13 protein-coding genes are annotated in these 18,715 nt (G+C 36.4%); 5 read left to right on the forward strand and 8 right to left on the reverse strand.

All coding sequences use genetic code 11. From position 1 onward, the window contains the following. Positions 1 to 254 precede the first annotated feature (254 nt). Positions 255 to 2,912 (forward strand): transglycosylase domain-containing protein, encoded by a 2,658-nt coding sequence (locus QN089_RS10645; protein ID WP_285215287.1) that lies wholly within the window; start codon positions 255 to 257, stop codon positions 2,910 to 2,912. 97 nt (positions 2,913 to 3,009) lie between these two features. Here QN089_RS10645 and acsA read toward each other — a convergent pair whose 3' ends face one another. Next, entirely contained in the window at positions 3,010 to 4,731 is a 1,722-nt protein-coding gene (gene acsA / locus QN089_RS10650; RefSeq protein WP_285215288.1) for an acetate--CoA ligase, read from the reverse strand. Between the two features lie 273 nt (positions 4,732 to 5,004). Between acsA and QN089_RS10655 the strand changes: the two genes are divergently transcribed. From QN089_RS10655 to QN089_RS10665, 3 genes are read left to right on the forward strand one after another with little or no spacing between them, the layout of a single operon-like run. Further along, positions 5,005 to 5,637 carry a GNAT family N-acetyltransferase gene (locus tag QN089_RS10655; RefSeq protein WP_285215289.1) on the forward strand — a complete coding sequence of 211 codons (633 nt, stop codon included), beginning with the start codon at positions 5,005 to 5,007 and terminating at the stop codon, positions 5,635 to 5,637. 18 nt (positions 5,638 to 5,655) lie between these two features. Continuing rightward, entirely contained in the window at positions 5,656 to 6,300 is a 645-nt protein-coding gene (locus tag QN089_RS10660; RefSeq protein ID WP_285215290.1) for a CBS and ACT domain-containing protein, read from the forward strand. Next, positions 6,270 to 7,451 carry an acetoin utilization protein AcuC gene (locus QN089_RS10665; protein WP_068451833.1) on the forward strand — a complete coding sequence of 394 codons (1,182 nt, stop codon included), beginning with the start codon at positions 6,270 to 6,272 and terminating at the stop codon, positions 7,449 to 7,451. The genes QN089_RS10660 and QN089_RS10665 overlap by 31 nt, the downstream gene beginning before the upstream one ends. A 43-nt stretch (positions 7,452 to 7,494) precedes the next feature. Here QN089_RS10665 and ccpA read toward each other — a convergent pair whose 3' ends face one another. Together ccpA and QN089_RS10675 are read right to left on the reverse strand one after the other, a co-directional pair. Next, entirely contained in the window at positions 7,495 to 8,496 is a 1,002-nt protein-coding gene (gene ccpA, locus QN089_RS10670) for a catabolite control protein A (protein WP_068451830.1), read from the reverse strand. 116 nt (positions 8,497 to 8,612) lie between these two features. Further along, a complete protein-coding gene (locus QN089_RS10675; protein WP_068451826.1) occupies positions 8,613 to 9,698 on the reverse strand; it encodes a bifunctional 3-deoxy-7-phosphoheptulonate synthase/chorismate mutase in 1,086 nt (361 codons plus the stop codon). Positions 9,699 to 9,896: 198 nt separating this feature from the next. Here QN089_RS10675 and pilM point away from each other — a divergent pair, with 198 nt between their 5' ends. Next, positions 9,897 to 12,050, forward strand: coding sequence for a cell division protein FtsA (gene pilM / locus QN089_RS10680; protein WP_285215291.1), 2,154 nt, complete (start codon positions 9,897 to 9,899; stop codon positions 12,048 to 12,050). Positions 12,051 to 12,208: 158 nt separating this feature from the next. On the opposite strand, the gene QN089_RS10685 is transcribed toward pilM, so the two are convergent. The 5 genes from QN089_RS10685 to ytpR all read right to left on the reverse strand — a co-directional run bounded on the left by QN089_RS10685 (position 12,209) and on the right by ytpR (position 18,715). Then, entirely contained in the window at positions 12,209 to 12,715 is a 507-nt protein-coding gene (locus QN089_RS10685; protein ID WP_068451820.1) for a YtxH domain-containing protein, read from the reverse strand. Positions 12,716 to 12,732: 17 nt separating this feature from the next. Then, a complete protein-coding gene (locus QN089_RS10690; protein ID WP_068451817.1) occupies positions 12,733 to 13,152 on the reverse strand; it encodes a DUF948 domain-containing protein in 420 nt (139 codons plus the stop codon). A 194-nt stretch (positions 13,153 to 13,346) separates the two neighbouring features. Beyond that, the gene (gene murC, locus QN089_RS10695) at positions 13,347 to 14,645 is read right to left on the reverse strand and encodes a UDP-N-acetylmuramate--L-alanine ligase (protein WP_068451814.1); all 1,299 of its coding nucleotides are present in this window, start codon (positions 14,643 to 14,645) and stop codon (positions 13,347 to 13,349) included. A 199-nt stretch (positions 14,646 to 14,844) separates the two neighbouring features. After that, positions 14,845 to 17,892, reverse strand: a complete 3,048-nt coding sequence (locus tag QN089_RS10700) for a DNA translocase FtsK (RefSeq protein WP_285215292.1) — start codon at positions 17,890 to 17,892, stop codon at positions 14,845 to 14,847. A gap of 211 nt (positions 17,893 to 18,103) precedes the next feature. After that, positions 18,104 to 18,715 (reverse strand): YtpR family tRNA-binding protein, encoded by a 612-nt coding sequence (gene ytpR / locus QN089_RS10705; RefSeq protein WP_285215293.1) that lies wholly within the window; start codon positions 18,713 to 18,715, stop codon positions 18,104 to 18,106.

Consider the following 18,715-nt stretch of genomic DNA (forward strand, 5'->3'; position numbering starts at 1 on the left):
TAGGGTAAAATATTGTATACTATTTTTACGTAAGAGATGCTAAAGTTAATAACGGTTCATACATATGCTAATTGCATCGATTCATTTATAATTAAAAAAAGAAAAATCGATTGTATTATACAGTCTTGTGACCAGTTAAAAAATGTATAGTTGCAATACCTTTTTTAACCTGATTTAAACTGAAGGAGGAAGGTCATTTTTAAAGTAGCAATGCTCTCAAAAGAGTTTTAAAAATGATCGTTCGAGTGATATCCATGAAAAAGCTATTAGAGAGTTGGGATCAACATATACAAGCATTTTCCGACAAACCATTTATGAAATATTTCCGTATTTCATCCAGCGTAATTTGGAATTTATTCTTATTATTCTTAACGCTTATGCTTGTCGGAATTGTCTTTTTAGGTTCTATTGGTGCAGGTTATTTTGCATCACTAGTAAAAGACGAAAAGCTCTCATCAAAGCAAGAAATGCGTGAGACCATTTTTAACTATGATGAGACCAGTCAGTTATACTTCGCTAATAATCAATATTTAGGGAAGATGCGAACTGATTTAGAAAGAACGGAAACAACTTTAAAACAAGTATCACCAAAAGTAATTGATGCTGTACTTGCGACAGAAGATGAATACTTCTATGAACATAACGGAATTGTACCAAAGGCTGTATTCCGTGGTTTATTACAAGATGTATCGAATTCGTCTATGCAAACAGGTGGTTCGACACTGACACAACAATTAATTAAAAACCAAGTCTTAACGAATGAAGTATCTTATGAACGTAAAGCAAAAGAATTACTGCTTGCCATGCGTTTAGAGCACTTCATGACAAAAGATGAGATTTTAGAAGCATATTTGAATATTATCCCGTATGGTCGTAATTCGGCTGGTCGTAATATTGCAGGTGTTGAAACAGCTTCAAAAGGAATTTTCAATAAGAGCGCTTCAGACTTGAATTTACCACAAGCTGCTTATATTGCTGGGATTCCGCAATCTCCATTTGCTTATACACCTTATACGCAAACTGGACAATTAAAAGATAAAAAGATGTTACAACTTGGCGTAAATCGTATGAAAACAGTACTTTATCGTATGCATGAAACAGGTTATATTTCAGATGCAGAATATAAAAAAGCACTTAAATATAACATTGTGAAAGATTTCCGCGCACGCGAAAAACAAGCGACAGAAAAATATCCATACGTAACATATGAAATTGAAGATCAAGCAAAAGATATTATGGCAAAAATTTTGGCGAAAAAAGACGGGATTGAAGCAAAACGTATTGATAAAGAATCCAAATTACGTGAAAAATACACAATTTTAGCTGACCGTGAATTACGCTCAAAAGGTTATAAAATTTATTCGACAATTGATAAAAAATTGTATGACGCGATGGATAAAGCGAAGGACTCATTCCCTTATTACGGAGCTACGTACACGAAGAATGTAACAGACCCTGAAACAGGCGAAACGAAGCCTGTAGCCGACCCTGTTCAAGTAGGTGGCGTAGTCATCGAAAATGAGACAGGTCGCTTATTAAGCTTCATCGGTGGTCGAGACTTCAAACTTGAAGAACTCAACCATGCAACACAAGCAAAACGTTCAAATGGTTCAACAATGAAACCTTTACTTGTTTATGCACCTGCAATTGAATATGGTCGTATTGGTGCTGGTAGTCCTGTAGCCGATGTGAAATTTAATTATGGTGGTTGGCAACCTTCTAACTTTGATGTGAATGAAGAACGTGGTATTGTTTCTGCACGTGACGCTTTAAAAGACTCATTAAACTTACCTGCGATTCGTTTATACGCTCAAATCATGGCGAATAAACCTGCAAACTTCTTAGAAAAAATGGGCTTCTCAAATCTAGATGCAGATGATTATACAAACTACTCAACATCGATTGGTGCTTTAAAATACGGCGTAACAGTAGAAGAAAATGCCAATGCATTTGCGACATTCGCAAACGGCGGAGATTTCGTTGATGCGTATGTGGTTGAAAAAATTGTAGACCGTAACGGTAAAACGATTTACAAACACAAGTCGAAAAAGAAACGCGTATTCTCTGAAGAAACATCGTATATCATTACAGATATGCTACGAGATGTATTCAATGGCGGTACAGGTTCAAAAGCAAAAGGTAGCCTAAACTTTAGTGGTGATTTTGCTGGTAAAACAGGTACATCTCAAGAATATAAAGATGTATGGTTAGTCGGCTACAACCCGAAAATTACATTAGGTGTGTGGATGGGTTATGACCAACCAAAAACATTAAATCAATATAACGGCGCTTATTTCGATCCAAGTACACGTATCAACTTATTCTGGGCACGTGTTATGAACTCGATTTATAGTACAGATCCAAAACTTGCAACAGCTGGTGGTAGCTCATTTACACGCCCTCCAAATGTTGTGAATCGTTCATTCTGTGCAGATACTGGTGGTTATTCTGGATGTGGTAACATGACATCTGATTTATTCAATGGTTCATTGTCTGTTCCTCCAGTAACTATCTCTTCTCTATTATCACCATTCGGTGGTACGCTACCAGCGAAAAAAGAAGAAAAGAAAAATGTAAATAACACTACGACAGATAAAAAGAATGAAGACAAAAATAAAAATGAATCATCTAGCAATAATTCGAATTCATCAAGTTCGAATAATACTCAAACAAATAAACCGTCTACTGGTGGTTCAAATAATTCAACAGGTTCTGATAACACATCAAAACCAGAATCAAACAATAAGCCACCAGCTACCAACAATGGTGGTAGTGGCAATAGTTCGAATAAACCAAGTACAGGTACAGAAGAAAAACCAAGTACAGGCGGTGGAAATTCAGGTAGCGGTTCTAACGAATCTACTGAAAAACCAAAGCCAAAACCAGATGATTCAAAAGAAGATAAAGAATAGTAAAAGAGAAGTGGGGTCTACCTACTTCTCTTTTCATTTCTTAAAAAATAAAAAAACCGCACCATCGCGATTTTTTTATTATTACACATATCATTTTTTAATCATCTTCCATTGTAGACAAATCACCTGTCGGTAAATTTAATTCCCATGCTTTTAATACACGACGCATAATTTTACCACTTCTTGTTTTTGGTAACTTCTCTTTAAACTCAATTTCACGTGGCGCTGCATGTGCTGCCAAACCCTTCTTTACAAAATCCTTAATATTCGCTTCAAGCTCTGGTGTTGGTGTAACACCTTCACGTAGGGCAATAAAAGCTTTAATAATTTCCCCTCTTACTGGATCCGGCTTTCCAATAACACCGGCCTCCACAACATCAGGATGTTCTAATAATTTACTCTCTACTTCAAACGGTCCGACACGCTCTCCGGCTGTCATAATCACATCATCAATTCTCCCTTGGAACCAGAAGTAACCTTCATCATCCATATAAGCGGAATCTCCTGAAACATACCATTCGTCTTTTAAAAAGTACGAATCATAGCGTTCTGGATTATTCCAAACTTGGCGCATCATTGATGGCCACCCCTTTTTAATCGCTAAGTTCCCCATTGTGAACGGTGGTACTTCTATTCCTTGATCATCTACAATTGTCGCTTCAATACCTGGTAATGGTTTTCCCATAGAACCTGGCTTAATATCCATTGAAGGATAATTACAAATCATCTGCGCTCCTGTCTCCGTCATCCACCATGTATCATGAATACGATGATGTAACACTTCTTTTCCCCATTTAATAACTTCTGGGTTTAATGGCTCCCCTACAGATAATACATGACGTAAATGACTTAAATCATACTGTTCAACCACATGATTACCTGCCCCCATTAACATTCGAAATGCTGTAGGCGCACTATACCATACCGTTACTTTATACTTTTCTAATGCACCATACCAGGATTCCGGTGAAAATCGTCCCCCAACGATGACCATCGAAATACCATGTAACCATGGTGCAAAAATGCCATAAGCTGTTCCCGTTACCCAACCTGGGTCAGCTGTACACCAATAAATATCATCATCTTTTAAATCTAAAACCCATTTAGCACTTTGATATTGTTGAATCATTGCATTGTGTACATGTAAAACCCCTTTTGGTTTACCAGTTGAACCAGACGTATAATGTAGAACAGCTCCATCTTCTAGCGTTACCCACTCTACTGAGAATTGATCCGAAGCTTGCTCCATTAATCGATTAAAATCAAAAATTTGTTCTGTTTCTTCGATTTCTTCTCCTACTACAAAAATCTTTTTCAAATGCGGTAGTCGATCAACTGGAACACGTGGTAACAACTCTGGTGTCGTTACTAAAACAGAAGCTTCACTATCATATAGACGATCATATACTGCTACTTCCATAAAAGCTTCAAACAAAGGCCCTACAATAACACCTTTTTTAATTGCACCAAGTAAGGCAATATAAAGTTCTGGTGTTCGTGGCATAAAGATAAATAAGCGATCCCCTTTTTTCAAATCTGTATAATTTGAAAATACATTTGCTGCTCGATTAGATAACTTTTTCATTTCCCCAAATGAATAGGCTTCTTTTCGATGTGCATCTTCATAATATAAAGCAATACGATTTTCTTTTTCTGAATCAGCATGGCGATCGATTGCTTCATGCGCCAAATTGACAAGACCTGTTGTGCTCCATGAAAAAACTTCATTCACTTTCTCCCAATTGAATGTGGCTTTTTCTTTGTCATAATCTACAAGATTAAAATCACCCTTCGTTGCTACTAGTGGTTCAATTCTCATATTTTAACCCCCTTGTTCGATTAATACCTTTTTATTATATAACAGATAAACCTGTGTTATAATAGATTATATAAAATTGACTGAATAATTCAAAAAAATAAGGATTTTTCGAATTTAAACAGCAAATTTCAGTTAAAATTATACTTTTAGAATGAATATCCTTTTTTGTACACATTTTCGCACTAATCTATCATTTCTTCTCATTTACGTTATTTTTTTCTTTTCACATGATGTATAATAAAAAACAAACGTATCGAAAAGGAGCGGTGGACATTGGAACATATTCGTACATTTTATTCTGAAATCATCGATACCTCACGTGGCCCAGTCATGGTAGAAGGTCCTGTATTACCTGAAAATTTAGAAAAAATGACATTTCATGAAGATTTAGCTGCATTTCGTCCAGCACCACAACAATTTAAAGCTATTTTGGGCATCTCAAAGCTACCCGAAGGTCGTATCATTGTGTGCAGACAAGATCAGCTGGTCGTCGGTTATACAACATTTGTTTACCCAGACCCACTTGAACGATGGGCTGAAGGCAATATGGAAAATTTAATTGAGCTAGGTGCAATCGAAGTGATTAATGACTTCAGAGGTAGTGGTTTAGGAAAAGCAATGTTACGTGTTTCAATGTTAGATGACGCGATGGAAGACTATATCATTATTACCACTGAATATTATTGGCATTGGGATTTAAAGAGAACAGGGTTAAATGTATGGGATTATCGCAAAGTTATGGAGAAAATGATGAATGAAGGCGGACTAGAATATTATGCAACAGACGATCCTGAAATTTCTGCTCATCCTGCAAACTGTCTTATGGCGCGTATCGGTAGTCGAGTAGACCGTGCAAGTATTGAAAAATTTGATCGTTTACGTTTTTCAAATCGTTTGATGTATTAAGTAAAGGAGGGAATCATCATGATTGTTGAAAGAATTATGACGAAAGATGTTTTTACGCTTACACCTGAGCATACTTTACAAGATGCTAACCAATTAATGCGTGAAAAAAAGATTCGACATTTACCAATTATTAATACAGAGAAACAACTTGTTGGCTTAGTTGCACAACGCGATATTAAAAATACAATTACGCATTTATTGAATCAAGATGAAGAAAAAAAGATTCTTCAAACACCTATTTCAGAAATTATGACTAAACACCCTTTAGTTGGACATCCACTCGATTTTGTCGAAGAAGTTGCCCTTCTATTTTATGAACACAAAATTGGTTGTTTACCGATTATTAGTCATAAAAAGTTAGTTGGAATCTTAACAGATAGTGATTTACTTTATAATTACATTGAATTGACAGGTGCTACAAAACCAAGTTCACGAATTGATATACGAATTAAAGATGAGGCAGGGATTTTACATGACATTACTGGCGTGATTGCACAATATAATGCAAATATTTTAAGTATCTTACTACACCCAGATATTTCTCTTAATCATCAGGTAATCTCGATTCGTGTAAAAAGCATGAATCCTGTTCCAATCATTCGTGCATTACGTAAGGAAGGATTTGATGTGTTATGGCCAAATACACCAGGAATGGACCTTTAGAACAAGATGCAGTCTTTATTTATTCACCAGAGCAACTTGATTATAAATTTTCAGAAACACATCCTTTTAATCAAAAACGTCTTCAATTAACAATGGATTTACTAAAGCAGATTAATGCACTTCAACCCGAACAAATCAAAACAGCTCGTGTTGCTACGGATGAAGAATTGTTGCTCGGTCATGATGCTGCTTATATTGATATTGTCAAAAGAGCAGGTCATGGTGAATTGCGTAATGGTGAGGGCGAAGTTTACGGAATTGGTACAGAAGATACACCTATTTTTAAAAATATGCATGAAGCAAGTGCCATGTTTGTAGGTGGTACGCTTACAGCTTGTGATTATGTGATGCAAGGCAAAACAAATCATGCACTCAACCTTGGTGGCGGATTACATCATGGTTTTCATGGGAAAGCTTCTGGTTTTTGTATTTATAATGATAGTACAGTTGCCATCAAATATATGCAAAAAAAATATGATGCACGCGTACTTTACATAGATACAGATGCGCATCACGGGGATGGTGTACAATGGAGCTTTTACGATGATCCGAATGTATGTACACTATCTATTCATGAAACAGGACGATATCTATTTCCTGGAACGGGTGCGGTAACAGAACGTGGGAATGGTGAAGGATATGGCACTTCCTTTAATATTCCGCTCGATGCTTTTACAGAAGATGGCTCTTTTTTAGAAGTCTATGAAACAGCAATTCGAGAAGTCATTGCACACTTTAAACCGGATGTTATTTTGACTCAAAATGGTGCAGATGCACATTATTTTGATCCACTTACGCACCTTTACAGTACAATTAAAACATATGAAGTCATACCAAAAATCGCCCATGAACTAGCTCATGAATTTTGTGAAGGGCGCTGGATTGCAGTTGGCGGTGGTGGCTATGATATTTGGCGCGTTGTTCCACGCGCATGGTCAATGGTATGGCTTGCGATGACGAATCAACAAGTTCCAACAGGCGCTATTCCAAAAGAATGGTTAGACAATTGGCAAAAAGAAGCACCTGTTACACTCATACCTACATGGGAAGATCCTGAAGATTTATATGAACCAATCCCACGTAAAGAAGAAATTACAGAAAAAAATCAGCAAACACTTGAAAAAGCGTTATACATGATTCGCCAAAATTAAAAGACAGGGATCACGAGTATTTGTGATTCCTGTCTTTTATATTTTATGCTTTTGTTGAATTTCGCTCTTCCATACGGTGTGGTAGAACAACTTGTAATTGTTCTGTCTGTTCTTTGTTCATAATTTTTGTGAGTAAACGCATCGATACAGCACCGATATCATACAGTGGTAATACCATACTTGTAAGTTGTGGACGTACCATACGTGCTAATTTTGAGTTTTCAAAACTAATCACTTCAATATCGTCTGGTACAGACTTACCAACATCTTGTGCTGCATGAATAATGCCAATCGCTAACTCATCACTACCTGTAAAATAAGCTGTTGGCGGGTCTGCTAATTCATTTGCATGCGTAAAGTCTTCCATACCACTATCATATGAATCTTCTGCTGCTAATACAAGGTTATCATCCAGTGCAATACCTGCTTCTTCTAATGCTTTTTGATACCCTACAAACTTATGCTCTTTATTAATTGTTGATGTGAATGGTCCCGATACGAAGGCAATACGCTTATGACCGTTATCAATCAATTTTTTCACTGCTTCATATGCTGCCTGTACATAATCAATATTCACAGCTGGAATCTGTTTAGAATCTTCAACAGAACCCGCTAAAACGATTGGTGAAGGTGAATGACTCATTTTGTCTAGAATTGCTTCTGATACATTTTCACTCATCATCACAATCCCATCTACTTGCTTTCCGTACATTGTATCCAATAATTCAATTTCTTTTGCTTCGTTTTGATCAGAATTGGATAAGATAATATTATAACGATACATCGTTGCAATATCCTCAATTCCGCGTGCTAACTCTGCGTAGAATACATTTGAAATATCAGGAATAATAACGCCCACTGTTGTTGTTTTCTTACTTGCTAAGCCACGTGCAACGGCATTTGGACGATATTCTAAACGATCAATTACTTCTAATACTTTTTTTCTAGTTGTAGGTTTTACATTGGGATTCCCATTGACTACCCTAGATACCGTTGCCATCGAAACATTTGCTTCACGTGCAACATCATAAATTGTTACGGTCACCGATGACCCTCCTTTTTCGAACTACTTCTAATCATAATATATTGTGTCAACGATTTTCAACAGCTAGTCAAGCAAAAAAGTGACGATTCAAAGGATTTCGAATCGCCACTTACAAATTATGCTTTAATATCGTGTGTTTTCATGAATGTTTGCAATGTATCATAGAATGCATCGAATGTTTCAAAGTCCATTTGTTGTTGCGAATCTGATAGCGCTACTGCTGGATCTGGGTGTACTTCGGCCATCACACCGTCTGCACCAATTGCAATTGCTGCTTTCGCACATGGTAATAATAAATCACGACGACCTGTAGAATGTGTAACATCTACAAATACAGGTAAATGTGTTTCTTGTTTTAAAATTGGAACAGCTGAAATATCTAATGTATTACGTGTTGCTTTTTCGTAAGTACGAATACCACGTTCACATAAAATAATTTGCTCATTCCCTTTTGACATAATGTATTCTGCTGCATGGATGAACTCATCAATTGTTGCTGCTAAACCGCGTTTTAATAAAACTGGTTTATTCGTTTGTCCTGCTGCTTTTAATAATTCAAAGTTTTGCATATTACGTGCACCAATTTGAATAACATCTACATAGTCTAATGCTTCTTCTAAATGTGTTGGCGTAACAATTTCAGATACAATACCTAGACCGTATTTTTGACCAACTTCTTTTAGAATTTTTAACCCTTCTAACCCAAGTCCTTGGAAATCGTATGGTGATGTTCTTGGTTTGTATGCACCACCGCGCATTAATTTCAAACCTTTTTTCGCAATTTCTGCACCGACTGCATCTACTTGTTCGTAAGATTCTACTGCACATGGACCGAATACAAATGATGGCGCTCCTGTACCAATCGGTTCTCCATTCACATTCACGATTGTATCTTCTTTTTTACGTTTACGAGATACTAGTAATTCTTTTTTCGTATTCGTTTGTTGTAAATCTAATGCTTGTTTGAAAATTTCTTTAAATATATGACTAACCGCACCTTCTGTTAGCGGTCCTTGATTATTTTCTTTAATTAAATCGAGCATGTGACGTTCACGTAAAGGATCAAATCGGTTAACACCTTGCTTTTCCTTTGTTTTACCAATCTCTTCAACTAGCTCTGCACGCTTGTTAATCAAGTTTAAAATCTCTAAGTTAATTTCGTCTACTTGATTTCTTAAGTTCTCTAAAATTTCATGACTCATAACCGTTCTCCTCTCTCCTTACGTATCTAGTACTTCCAGCCCACTGAAATGTATGATACATTTTATGATATACATGTATTATAAGCAATCCATTCTTAAAAGTCACGAACTTTTTCTTTAACGCTTCAACGCGGAAAAGTAAAAAGGTTTTATTTCACAAAATTTCGCAATAATCGAGCAAAGGATGTGTAAACAAAAATGACAGAAAAATTATTCGCACTAGACATCGGAACGCGTTCTGTTGTCGGTATTATATTAGAACAGATTGATGAAGGTTATCATGTTGTTGATTTGATTTCTAAAGAGCATAAAGAGCGCGCAATGGTTGATGGACAAATACATAATGTTGTCTATGTTGCAAATGTCATTTCACAAGTGAAAGCAGAATTAGAAGAAAGGCATGGTCCTCTTACGAAAGTATCTGTCGCTGCTGCAGGTCGTTCTTTAAAAACAGAACAAGCAAGCTCTAAGCTATCCATTCAACATCGCCCTGCACTAACAGAAACGGATATAGACCGACTTGAATTAGCTGCTGTACAAGAAGCACAAGCAAAATTACTAGAACATAAGGAAGATTTAAAAGGGAGCCATTATTATTGTGTTGGCTACTCTGTTCTTTATTATCGTTTAGATGGCGAGGAAATCGGTAGCTTAATCGATCAACAAGGTACAGAAGCTTCCATCGAAGTCATCGCCACATTTTTACCACGTGTAGTGGTTGAATCACTGATTGCTGCTTTAAAACGTGCAAATTTAGAGATGGATGGATTAACTTTAGAGCCGATTGCAGCAATTAATGCACTCATTCCCCCTTCGATGCGACGTTTAAATGTTGCACTCGTTGATATAGGTGCTGGAACGTCCGATATTGCCATTACAGATCAAAGTACAGTTATAGCTTACGGAATGGTTCCAACAGCTGGAGATGAGATTACAGAGGCTTTAAGTGATCATTACTTATTAGACTTCCCTGTTGCTGAAACTGTAAAAAGAGAACTATCTGTTTCAGAACATGTTACGATTACAGATATTTTAGGTTTTGAACAACAAATCCATTCAACTGAAGTAATTTCACATATTCAGGGAGCCATTCAACATCTCTCGACGAATATTGCCCAGGAAATAAAACGTCTCAACTCTGGTCAGTCACCAAAAGCTGTTTTATTAATTGGTGGCGGTAGTTTAACACCAAATATTACAAAAGAAATTAGTCTAGCGCTTGATTTACCTGACCAACGTGTAGCGGTACGTGATTTAAATGCCATTCAAAATTTAACACGAGAAAACCATATTCCAGCTACTCCAGAGTTAGTGACACCAATCGGTATTGCGATTGCTGCACAAAATACACCAATTAAATACATGTCACTTACTGTCAACGAGCAAGTTGTGCGTCTTTTTGAATTAAAAGAAATGACTGTAACAGACGCGCTACTTGCTGCAAATATTGTTGCTTCCAAACTATATGGTAAACCAGGTCTTGCGATGTCGGTTCAATTAAATGGACAGACAATTCATATACCTGGCAATCTAGGAAGTCCAACACGTATTTTAATTAATGGCGAAGAAGCATCTATGAAGGCAACGATTGAAAATGGTGACTTTATTGAATTGATTGAAGGTCAAGATGGTAAACCTGCAACTGCAACAATTGCTGATTTATTAGATGAAGCATCTAATAAAGTTATTAAGGTTAATGATCAAACCTATACCATTTCTTCTACAATTCTTGTGAATGGCGTTCCAGCAAATAGGGAAACTTCTTTACAAGAAGGCGATGTCATTTTTGTTTCAACAGATACAACGGTAGAAGAAGCATTACAACAGTTTGGTTTTGAACATAGCGCTCATTACAATGAACCAACTTATTATTACTTAAATGACCAAAAACTTAACATGACTGCTTTTCAAGCTCAACTAACTGTAAATGGTTTAACTGTACAAGGACACCATATTTTACAAGACGGTGACCATATCCTATTACAAGAAGCAATCAAACCTACAGTAGAAGATTTTACAAAGCAATTAAATATGACTTTACTCGATCAATGCCAACTTACATTCCAACATGAAGAAATTGTCTTACAAAGACCGCTATATAATATCTATGTGAATGGACAAGAATGTTCACTCGATACGATTTTATCAATTGGAGATCGTATTCAATTCGTTCAAATCGAATATAGTCAATGGACGTTCCAAGACGTTTTTAAATATACGAATTGGTCGTTACCACGTGATTTCAAAGGAACGTTTGAACTACTTAGAAATGGTGAAAAAGCTCAATTTGATGCACCTGTTTTTGGTGGAGATACGCTTAATCTACAATTAATTCCAACAACACTCGTTTAAATTTGAAGAAGAATTCATAAAAAAGTGATCGAGGCAACACATTTCATTCTACTTTTTTAGCATTCGTAAAGAAAAATCGGAACCGCATAACGCGATTCCGATTTTTCTTATAATTAGATCTAGTCGTATTTCATACGTATATCCAATCTACTTTTAAATTAGTGTTGATCTTTTTCTGTTTTTTCATATTCATGAATTGTATTCTCAACAGTTTCCATGAATTCCATTTGATCTTCACCATCTGCAAATGCCGTTCCATCATCTAAAGGTGGTGTAACATTGTTACCTTTTAATGATTTTACTTTATTTACAACTGGCGCTGCTTGTTCCTGTACTTTTTTTACGACAGGTGCAGCTTGCTCTTGCACTTTTTTCGTTAATTCTGAGGATTTTTGTTTTGCTTGTGAAGTGATGTCAGAGCTTTTCACTTTCACGTCATTACGTAAATCTTTACCAGATTTTGGTGCTAAAAATAATGCTGCTGCTGCTCCAATTACACCACCGACGAATGCGCCAATCACAAAATCTTTACTACTCGTACACGATGAGTTATCTTCATAAAGTGCATCTTGTTTTGATACGTATGTTTCGGGTAAATAAAGCGACTGTCCTGTATTTTCTAATTGTTCACGGACTTCACTATAGTTTAATTTTGATCCTGACATGCAAGTTCCTCCTCTATCTAATTAACAACTTTATTTTTCTTCATTTTGTTACGTAGACTTAAAATGGTTGTACCCCATTGTACCACATTCGCAATTTGATCGCGATTTTGGTCAACACTTGTATTAATTGTAGATGTAACATTTTGTACAGTATTGTTTAAACCAGATACAGAATCACCAAATCCTTTTACTGCACCAACTAATGAGTTCAGTTGTTCTGACTTATGTTGAACATCTGCTGCAAGTGCATTTGTTGTATGAAGTAATACTTCTGTTTCCTTTGTAATGCCTTGCATCTGACCTTCAATACCTTCCATTGTTTTTGCAACACTAGTTAATGTTCTTTTCACAGAACTTAGTGTTACAGCCAAACTAATACATAGCACTAATACGGCTATCGCAAAAATAAGTGCTGCGATGTAGAGAATGCTAATCATGCTTTTCCCCTCCTAAATGGTAATACTACTCAAATTTCCACAATTTTACGTTACCTAAACATTGTGTGATATCTATATTCTACTATTTTTCTCTAAATCCTTCCAACAATATCATTATCGTAAGCAAATATTCTTTCAAAAAATTTAATACAAAAGAAAAAAAGAGGCTGGAATGACTCCATACCTCTCCTAATTTACACCAATACTTCTTCGAATGCTTTTTGGAATTTACCAATGTCGCCTGCACCCATAAATAAGAATACAGCTTCTTCATGTGCTTTTAAATCTTCAATGTTTTCTGTACGTAATATGTGGCTTCCTGGAATTAATGCTGCTAAATCTTCAATCGTTAATTCTCCTGCATTTTCACGTGCAGAACCGAAAATATCACATAAGTAAACACAATCTGCTCCACTTAAACTTTCGGCAAAGTTCTCTAAAAACGCTTTTGTACGTGAGAATGTGTGTGGTTGGAATACTGCTACCACTTCACGATTTGGATATTTTTGACGTGCTGACTGAATCGTTGCACGAATTTCTGTTGGATGATGTGCATAATCATCAATTAATATTTGCTCGCCTTTGATTGTTTCAGAAAAACGACGCTTTACACCATGATATGTGTTTAATTGCTCTTGAATCATTGTAGCTGGAATACCTTCATACTCACATAGAGAGATAACAGCTAATGTATTTAAAACATTGTGATCTCCGAATAATGGAATATGGAATTGACTATAAAACTCATTACGAACGAACACATCAAATGTCGTACCTGTCGTATCTTTTTCAAGATTGCGTGCTTCAAAGTCATTTTCAGAGCCAAAGCCATAATAAACAACTGGAACATTTGCTTGAATACGTTGTAAGTTTTCATCGTCACCACATGCAATGATGGCTTTTTTCACTTGTAGTGCCATCTCTTGGAATGCACTAAATACATCGTCAATACTTGTATAATAATCTGGATGGTCAAAATCAATATTTAACATAACCGCATAATCTGGGTGGTATGCTAAGAAATGACGACGGTATTCACACGCCTCCATTACGAAGTTTTTTGCATCTACTGCTCCTCGTCCTGTACCATCACCAATTAAATAAGATGTCGGTTCATTACCTGCTAGTACATGTGCCATCAAACCTGTTGTAGATGTTTTACCATGTGCGCCTGTAATTGCTACAGATGTATATTTTTCAAGATAATTCCCTAAAAATTCATGGTAACGAATAACCTCGACACCTAATTCTTTTGCACGCACAAGTTCTACGTGATCATCTGGAAAAGCATTTCCTGCAATGACGGTCATACCTTCTTCAATGTTATTCGCATCGAAAGGTAACACACGAATACCACGTTCATGTAGTGGCTCCTCAGTGAAGAAATGTTTTTCTATATCAGATCCTTGTACCTTCTCACCAGAATCAAATAAAATTTGTGCTAATGAACTCATACCAGAACCTTTAATTCCAGTAAAATGATATAATGTCATGTTGAAACCTCCTGAGAGTCTGTTTTTCACTCTCTTTTTTTCATCGTTCTTAATTGTTATTTACAGTAATAGATTCATTGATTTTTCAAAACATCTAATATTATAGCACGAAACGAATCATTTCAAAAACTTCCGTTCATTTTACTTCCATATACCTATATTTCGCGAAACTTTTCAACATATAAGAGTGATTTTCGTATTACTGTTGGAAGATTGAATCGACTTGGTCTGGTGTTAAAAATACTTCACGTGGTTTCGTGCCTTTTGCTTCTGACACAAAGCCGTGAGCATCCATCATTTCTACTAATCGTGCTGCTCGGTTATAACCAATGCGATATTTACGTTGTAAAGATGAGATGGATACACTACCTTCTTCTGCAACTGAACGACAAACTTCCTCAAATAGTTCATCTTGCTCTTCTGCCTGTTCTACTTTTTGAACAAGCTCCTCTGGTGCGAAAGCATAATTTGGTTTACCTAATGAACGAATATATGCTGTAATTTGTTCAATTTCCTCATCTGTTACAAACGTTCCTTGTAAACGAACCGTATCTGATTTACCATACCCTAAATACAATAAATCACCGCGTCCTAAAAGACGTTCTGCCCCTTGTGAGTCAATAATTGTACGTGAATCAATTTGAGATGATACAGAGAATGCTATACGTGTTGGGATATTCGATTTGATTAGCCCTGTAATGACATCAACAGATGGTCTTTGTGTAGCAAGTACTAAATGAATTCCGCATGCACGTGCTTTTTGTGCAATACGACAAATCGATTCTTCTACTTCTGCTGGAGCCATCATCATTAAGTCTGCTAACTCATCAATTACTATAACAAGATACGGCATTTTTAATGAGAATCTTCTTTGTTCTTCAACGATTTCATTATAGCGTGTAATATGACGAACCTTCATATGATGGAATAATTGATAACGACGTTCCATTTCATCTACTGCCCATTTTAATGCGGCTGTCGCTGCTTTTACATCTGTAATTACAGGACTCACTAAATGAGGTAGTTCATCGTATACAGCTAACTCAACAATTTTCGGATCAATTAACATCAGCTTGACATCTTGTGGACTAGCCTTCATTAACAAGCTAATTAAAATAGAATTAATACAGACGGACTTACCTGAACCAGTCGCTCCAGCAATTAATCCATGTGGCATTTCACTTAAATCAAATGTTACAGGTTGACCTGTAATATCGAGTCCTAAAGCTACTTCCAAATCTTTGTTAGAATCTCTAAAACTGTTATTACCCACAATTTCCGATAGTCTAACCGGTCTTGCTTTTGCATTCGGTATTTCAATACCAATTGAACGTTTTCCTGGAATTGGTGCTTCAATTCGAATATCACGTGCAGCAAGTGCTAACTTTAGATTATCCGAAAGATTTTTAATTTTACTTATTTTTACGCCATGACCAACTGTAATTTCAAATTGTGTAACAGTTGGACCTTGTACGATATTTTCAATTTCTGCTGGAACATTAAACTCTGCTAAAACTTCAACTAATAACTGTCCCTGTTCTTCCATCCACTCTACATCAGCTTGTTGAAATTCTGGTTCACGTAATAACTGCAATGTTTCATCGTAAACTTGCCATTCGATTTTTTCTTGTACTTCTTCTATTACATTTGCCTCAATTGTGCTTGGTAAGGGTAACTCCTCTTCTAAAACTTTGGTGGGTGAATCCTCATCTTCTACTTTTACAGAATCTTCTGTAGTTCGCTTTACTGACGGTACAGCATAACGATTTGTAGGTGCTTTGGAATCTTTCCAGCTTGGTAGAACGATTTCCTTCGCCTGTGCTTGCTGTAACTTTTCTTTGTCTGATTTCAACATAACCACATTAATTGGTGTCTTACTTCTTTCTCTTACTGGAGTTTCTATTGGCATCTGAGCTGGTACAAGTTCTTCTATTTCTTCTCGCTCTAGTTCTTGTTCTTGTACCAGTTCCTCCACTTCTTCTCGCTCTGGTTCTTGCTCTGTTACGAGTTCCTCTATTTCTTCTCGCTCTAATACTTGCTCTGTTACAAGTTCTTGTACTTCTTCTCGCTCTGACACTTGCTCTGTTACAAGTTCTTGTACTTCTTCTTGTTCTGGTTCTTGCTCTGTTACGAGTTCTTGTACTTCTTCTCGCTCTGGTTCTTGCTCTGTTACGAGTTCTTGTACTTCTTCTCGCTCTGGTTCTTGCTCTTGTACGAGTTCCTCTACTTCTTCTCGCTCTAGTTCTTGCTCTTGTACCAGTTCCTCTACTTCTTCTCGCTCTGACACTTGCTCTGTTACAAGTTCTTGTACTTCAGCTGTTGCTAACTCGATTGTTTCTTTCTCTTGAACTAGCAATGCTACTTCTACTTCTTCCACTACTTGTTCAGAAGGTGAGATTATCTCAACAGCTTCATTTGTTGTAGTGACTTTTGCTACTTCATCTATTTGAATTGTTTTAGGCTGTTCATGTACTTTAGATTCCAATTTTGGTAGTGTCACTAGAATTTCATCGTGCTTTTTAATCGTTAAAGATTCTGACTTTTGTTCAGTAGGCTTTGGCGTAGTCGGAACAGACATGCGACTCGCTTCTAATCTTTCCTCTCTACGCACACGATTTTGCACTAATTGATCTGCCAATGTGCCACGATTTTTCTTACGTTCTGCTTGTAATCGCTCCTGTACCTTTCGCTCATATGGCGTAAGTGTTGATGGCTTTTTAAATCCAAACACTGGTGATGGTACATCACTTGGTACAAACCGTTTTTTCGGTTGTACCGCTGGCTCGATTGGCACTGGTGTTTTATTTAATTGTGGTTTCACTGCTGGTTCGTCTTTTATCTCTACTTTTGTAGTAGGCGTACTTGATTTTTTAAATGGATTATAGTGTTCACGTGACATACCATGTGCAACGTGTTGTGAATTACCTGGCGCTGTAAAAGGTGAGTAATGCTCTTTTGAACTTACTGGTGTTGTTCCTCTATTTAAACGTAATGGTTTAGATTCAACTGCTGGTTGTTCAATTAATTGATTCACTTCATTTGAATGAGTAGAAGAATCCGTAACAACATCGTCTATTAATGGGAATCGAAAGTTACCTTTAGATGTTTTCGGCTGTTCTTCTCGTTGTTGCTCTTCATAGGTTTCATAAGAAAAGTCTTCTTCTGCTTCTTCATATGTATTTCGATCATACATCTCTTGTCCATCTTCATCTGTTACTTTATTAAAAAGGTTTTTAAACCATTTCATATCCAATCAACTCATTTCCAAATAATTGACTTTATTTTATCAGTTATAAAGCAGATGGTGCAACGCTCACACGGAATTTAAACATCTTTTTTACCAATAAAGTAATCTTTTTTGTAATTTTCATCTTTTTTCGGAAGAAAATCGCATGTTCAGACAAAAATTTTTATATACAAAAAGAGATTACGCATGTGCATAATCCCTCTTTTACACTTTATGCTTTAAAAGCAGTACCTACTTGTGCGCTGTCTTCTAAAACTAAAATTCCTTTTACTTGTGGGGCATTTGGAATTGCTAATTCACGAGCTGAACAAAGCATTCCAAACGAATCCACACCACGGAGTGCAGACTCTTTAATCACCATACCTGATGGCATCACTGCACCGACTTTTGCGACAACAACTTTTTGATTTTGTGCAACATTTGGTGCGCCGCATACGATTTGAAGTGGTTCTGCTTCCCCTACATCTACTTTTGTAATGTGTAGTTTATCAGCGTTTGGATGTTTTTCAATTCCCACAACATGACCAACAACGAATTTTGGTGAAAAATCAACATGTAAATCAATTTGTACATCTGCTTCGTTTAATGCTTTTTCAAGTGATTGTACAAATTCTTTTGTAATATCAACATTCCCTACAACACCATCTAAATTCATTTTTTCACTCGCGTTAAATAAATTGAAACCCTTCACTTCTGAAGTAGCCTCTTCTGTTAAAATTGCGACGTCACCGCGGCGGTCCACAATTGTTTTTACAGCTGGTTCTGTTGATAGTTCTACTAGTAACACATCACCGACATGTTCTTTATTATATGATGCAATCAT

Origin of the sequence: Kurthia sp. YJT4, assembly GCF_030219945.1 — a bacterium.
Lineage (GTDB): Bacteria > Bacillota > Bacilli > Bacillales_A > Planococcaceae > Kurthia > Kurthia gibsonii.

Excerpts from the sequence above, each read along its gene's own strand:
- QN089_RS10645 (WP_285215287.1), top strand. The coding sequence starts at position 255 with ATGAAAAAGCTATTAGAGAGTTGGGATCAACATATACAAGCATTTTCC.
- acsA (WP_285215288.1), bottom strand. The coding sequence starts at position 4,731 with ATGAGAATTGAACCACTAGTAGCAACGAAGGGTGATTTTAATCTTGTA.
- QN089_RS10660 (WP_285215290.1), top strand. The coding sequence starts at position 5,656 with ATGATTGTTGAAAGAATTATGACGAAAGATGTTTTTACGCTTACACCT.
- QN089_RS10665 (WP_068451833.1), top strand. The coding sequence starts at position 6,270 with ATGGCCAAATACACCAGGAATGGACCTTTAGAACAAGATGCAGTCTTT.
- QN089_RS10675 (WP_068451826.1), bottom strand. The coding sequence starts at position 9,698 with ATGAGTCATGAAATTTTAGAGAACTTAAGAAATCAAGTAGACGAAATT.
- pilM (WP_285215291.1), top strand. The coding sequence starts at position 9,897 with ATGACAGAAAAATTATTCGCACTAGACATCGGAACGCGTTCTGTTGTC.
- QN089_RS10685 (WP_068451820.1), bottom strand. The coding sequence starts at position 12,715 with ATGTCAGGATCAAAATTAAACTATAGTGAAGTCCGTGAACAATTAGAA.
- QN089_RS10690 (WP_068451817.1), bottom strand. The coding sequence starts at position 13,152 with ATGATTAGCATTCTCTACATCGCAGCACTTATTTTTGCGATAGCCGTA.
- murC (WP_068451814.1), bottom strand. The coding sequence starts at position 14,645 with ATGACATTATATCATTTTACTGGAATTAAAGGTTCTGGTATGAGTTCA.
- QN089_RS10700 (WP_285215292.1), bottom strand. The coding sequence starts at position 17,892 with ATGAAATGGTTTAAAAACCTTTTTAATAAAGTAACAGATGAAGATGGA.
- ytpR (WP_285215293.1), bottom strand. The coding sequence starts at position 18,715 with ATGATTGCATCATATAATAAAGAACATGTCGGTGATGTGTTACTAGTA.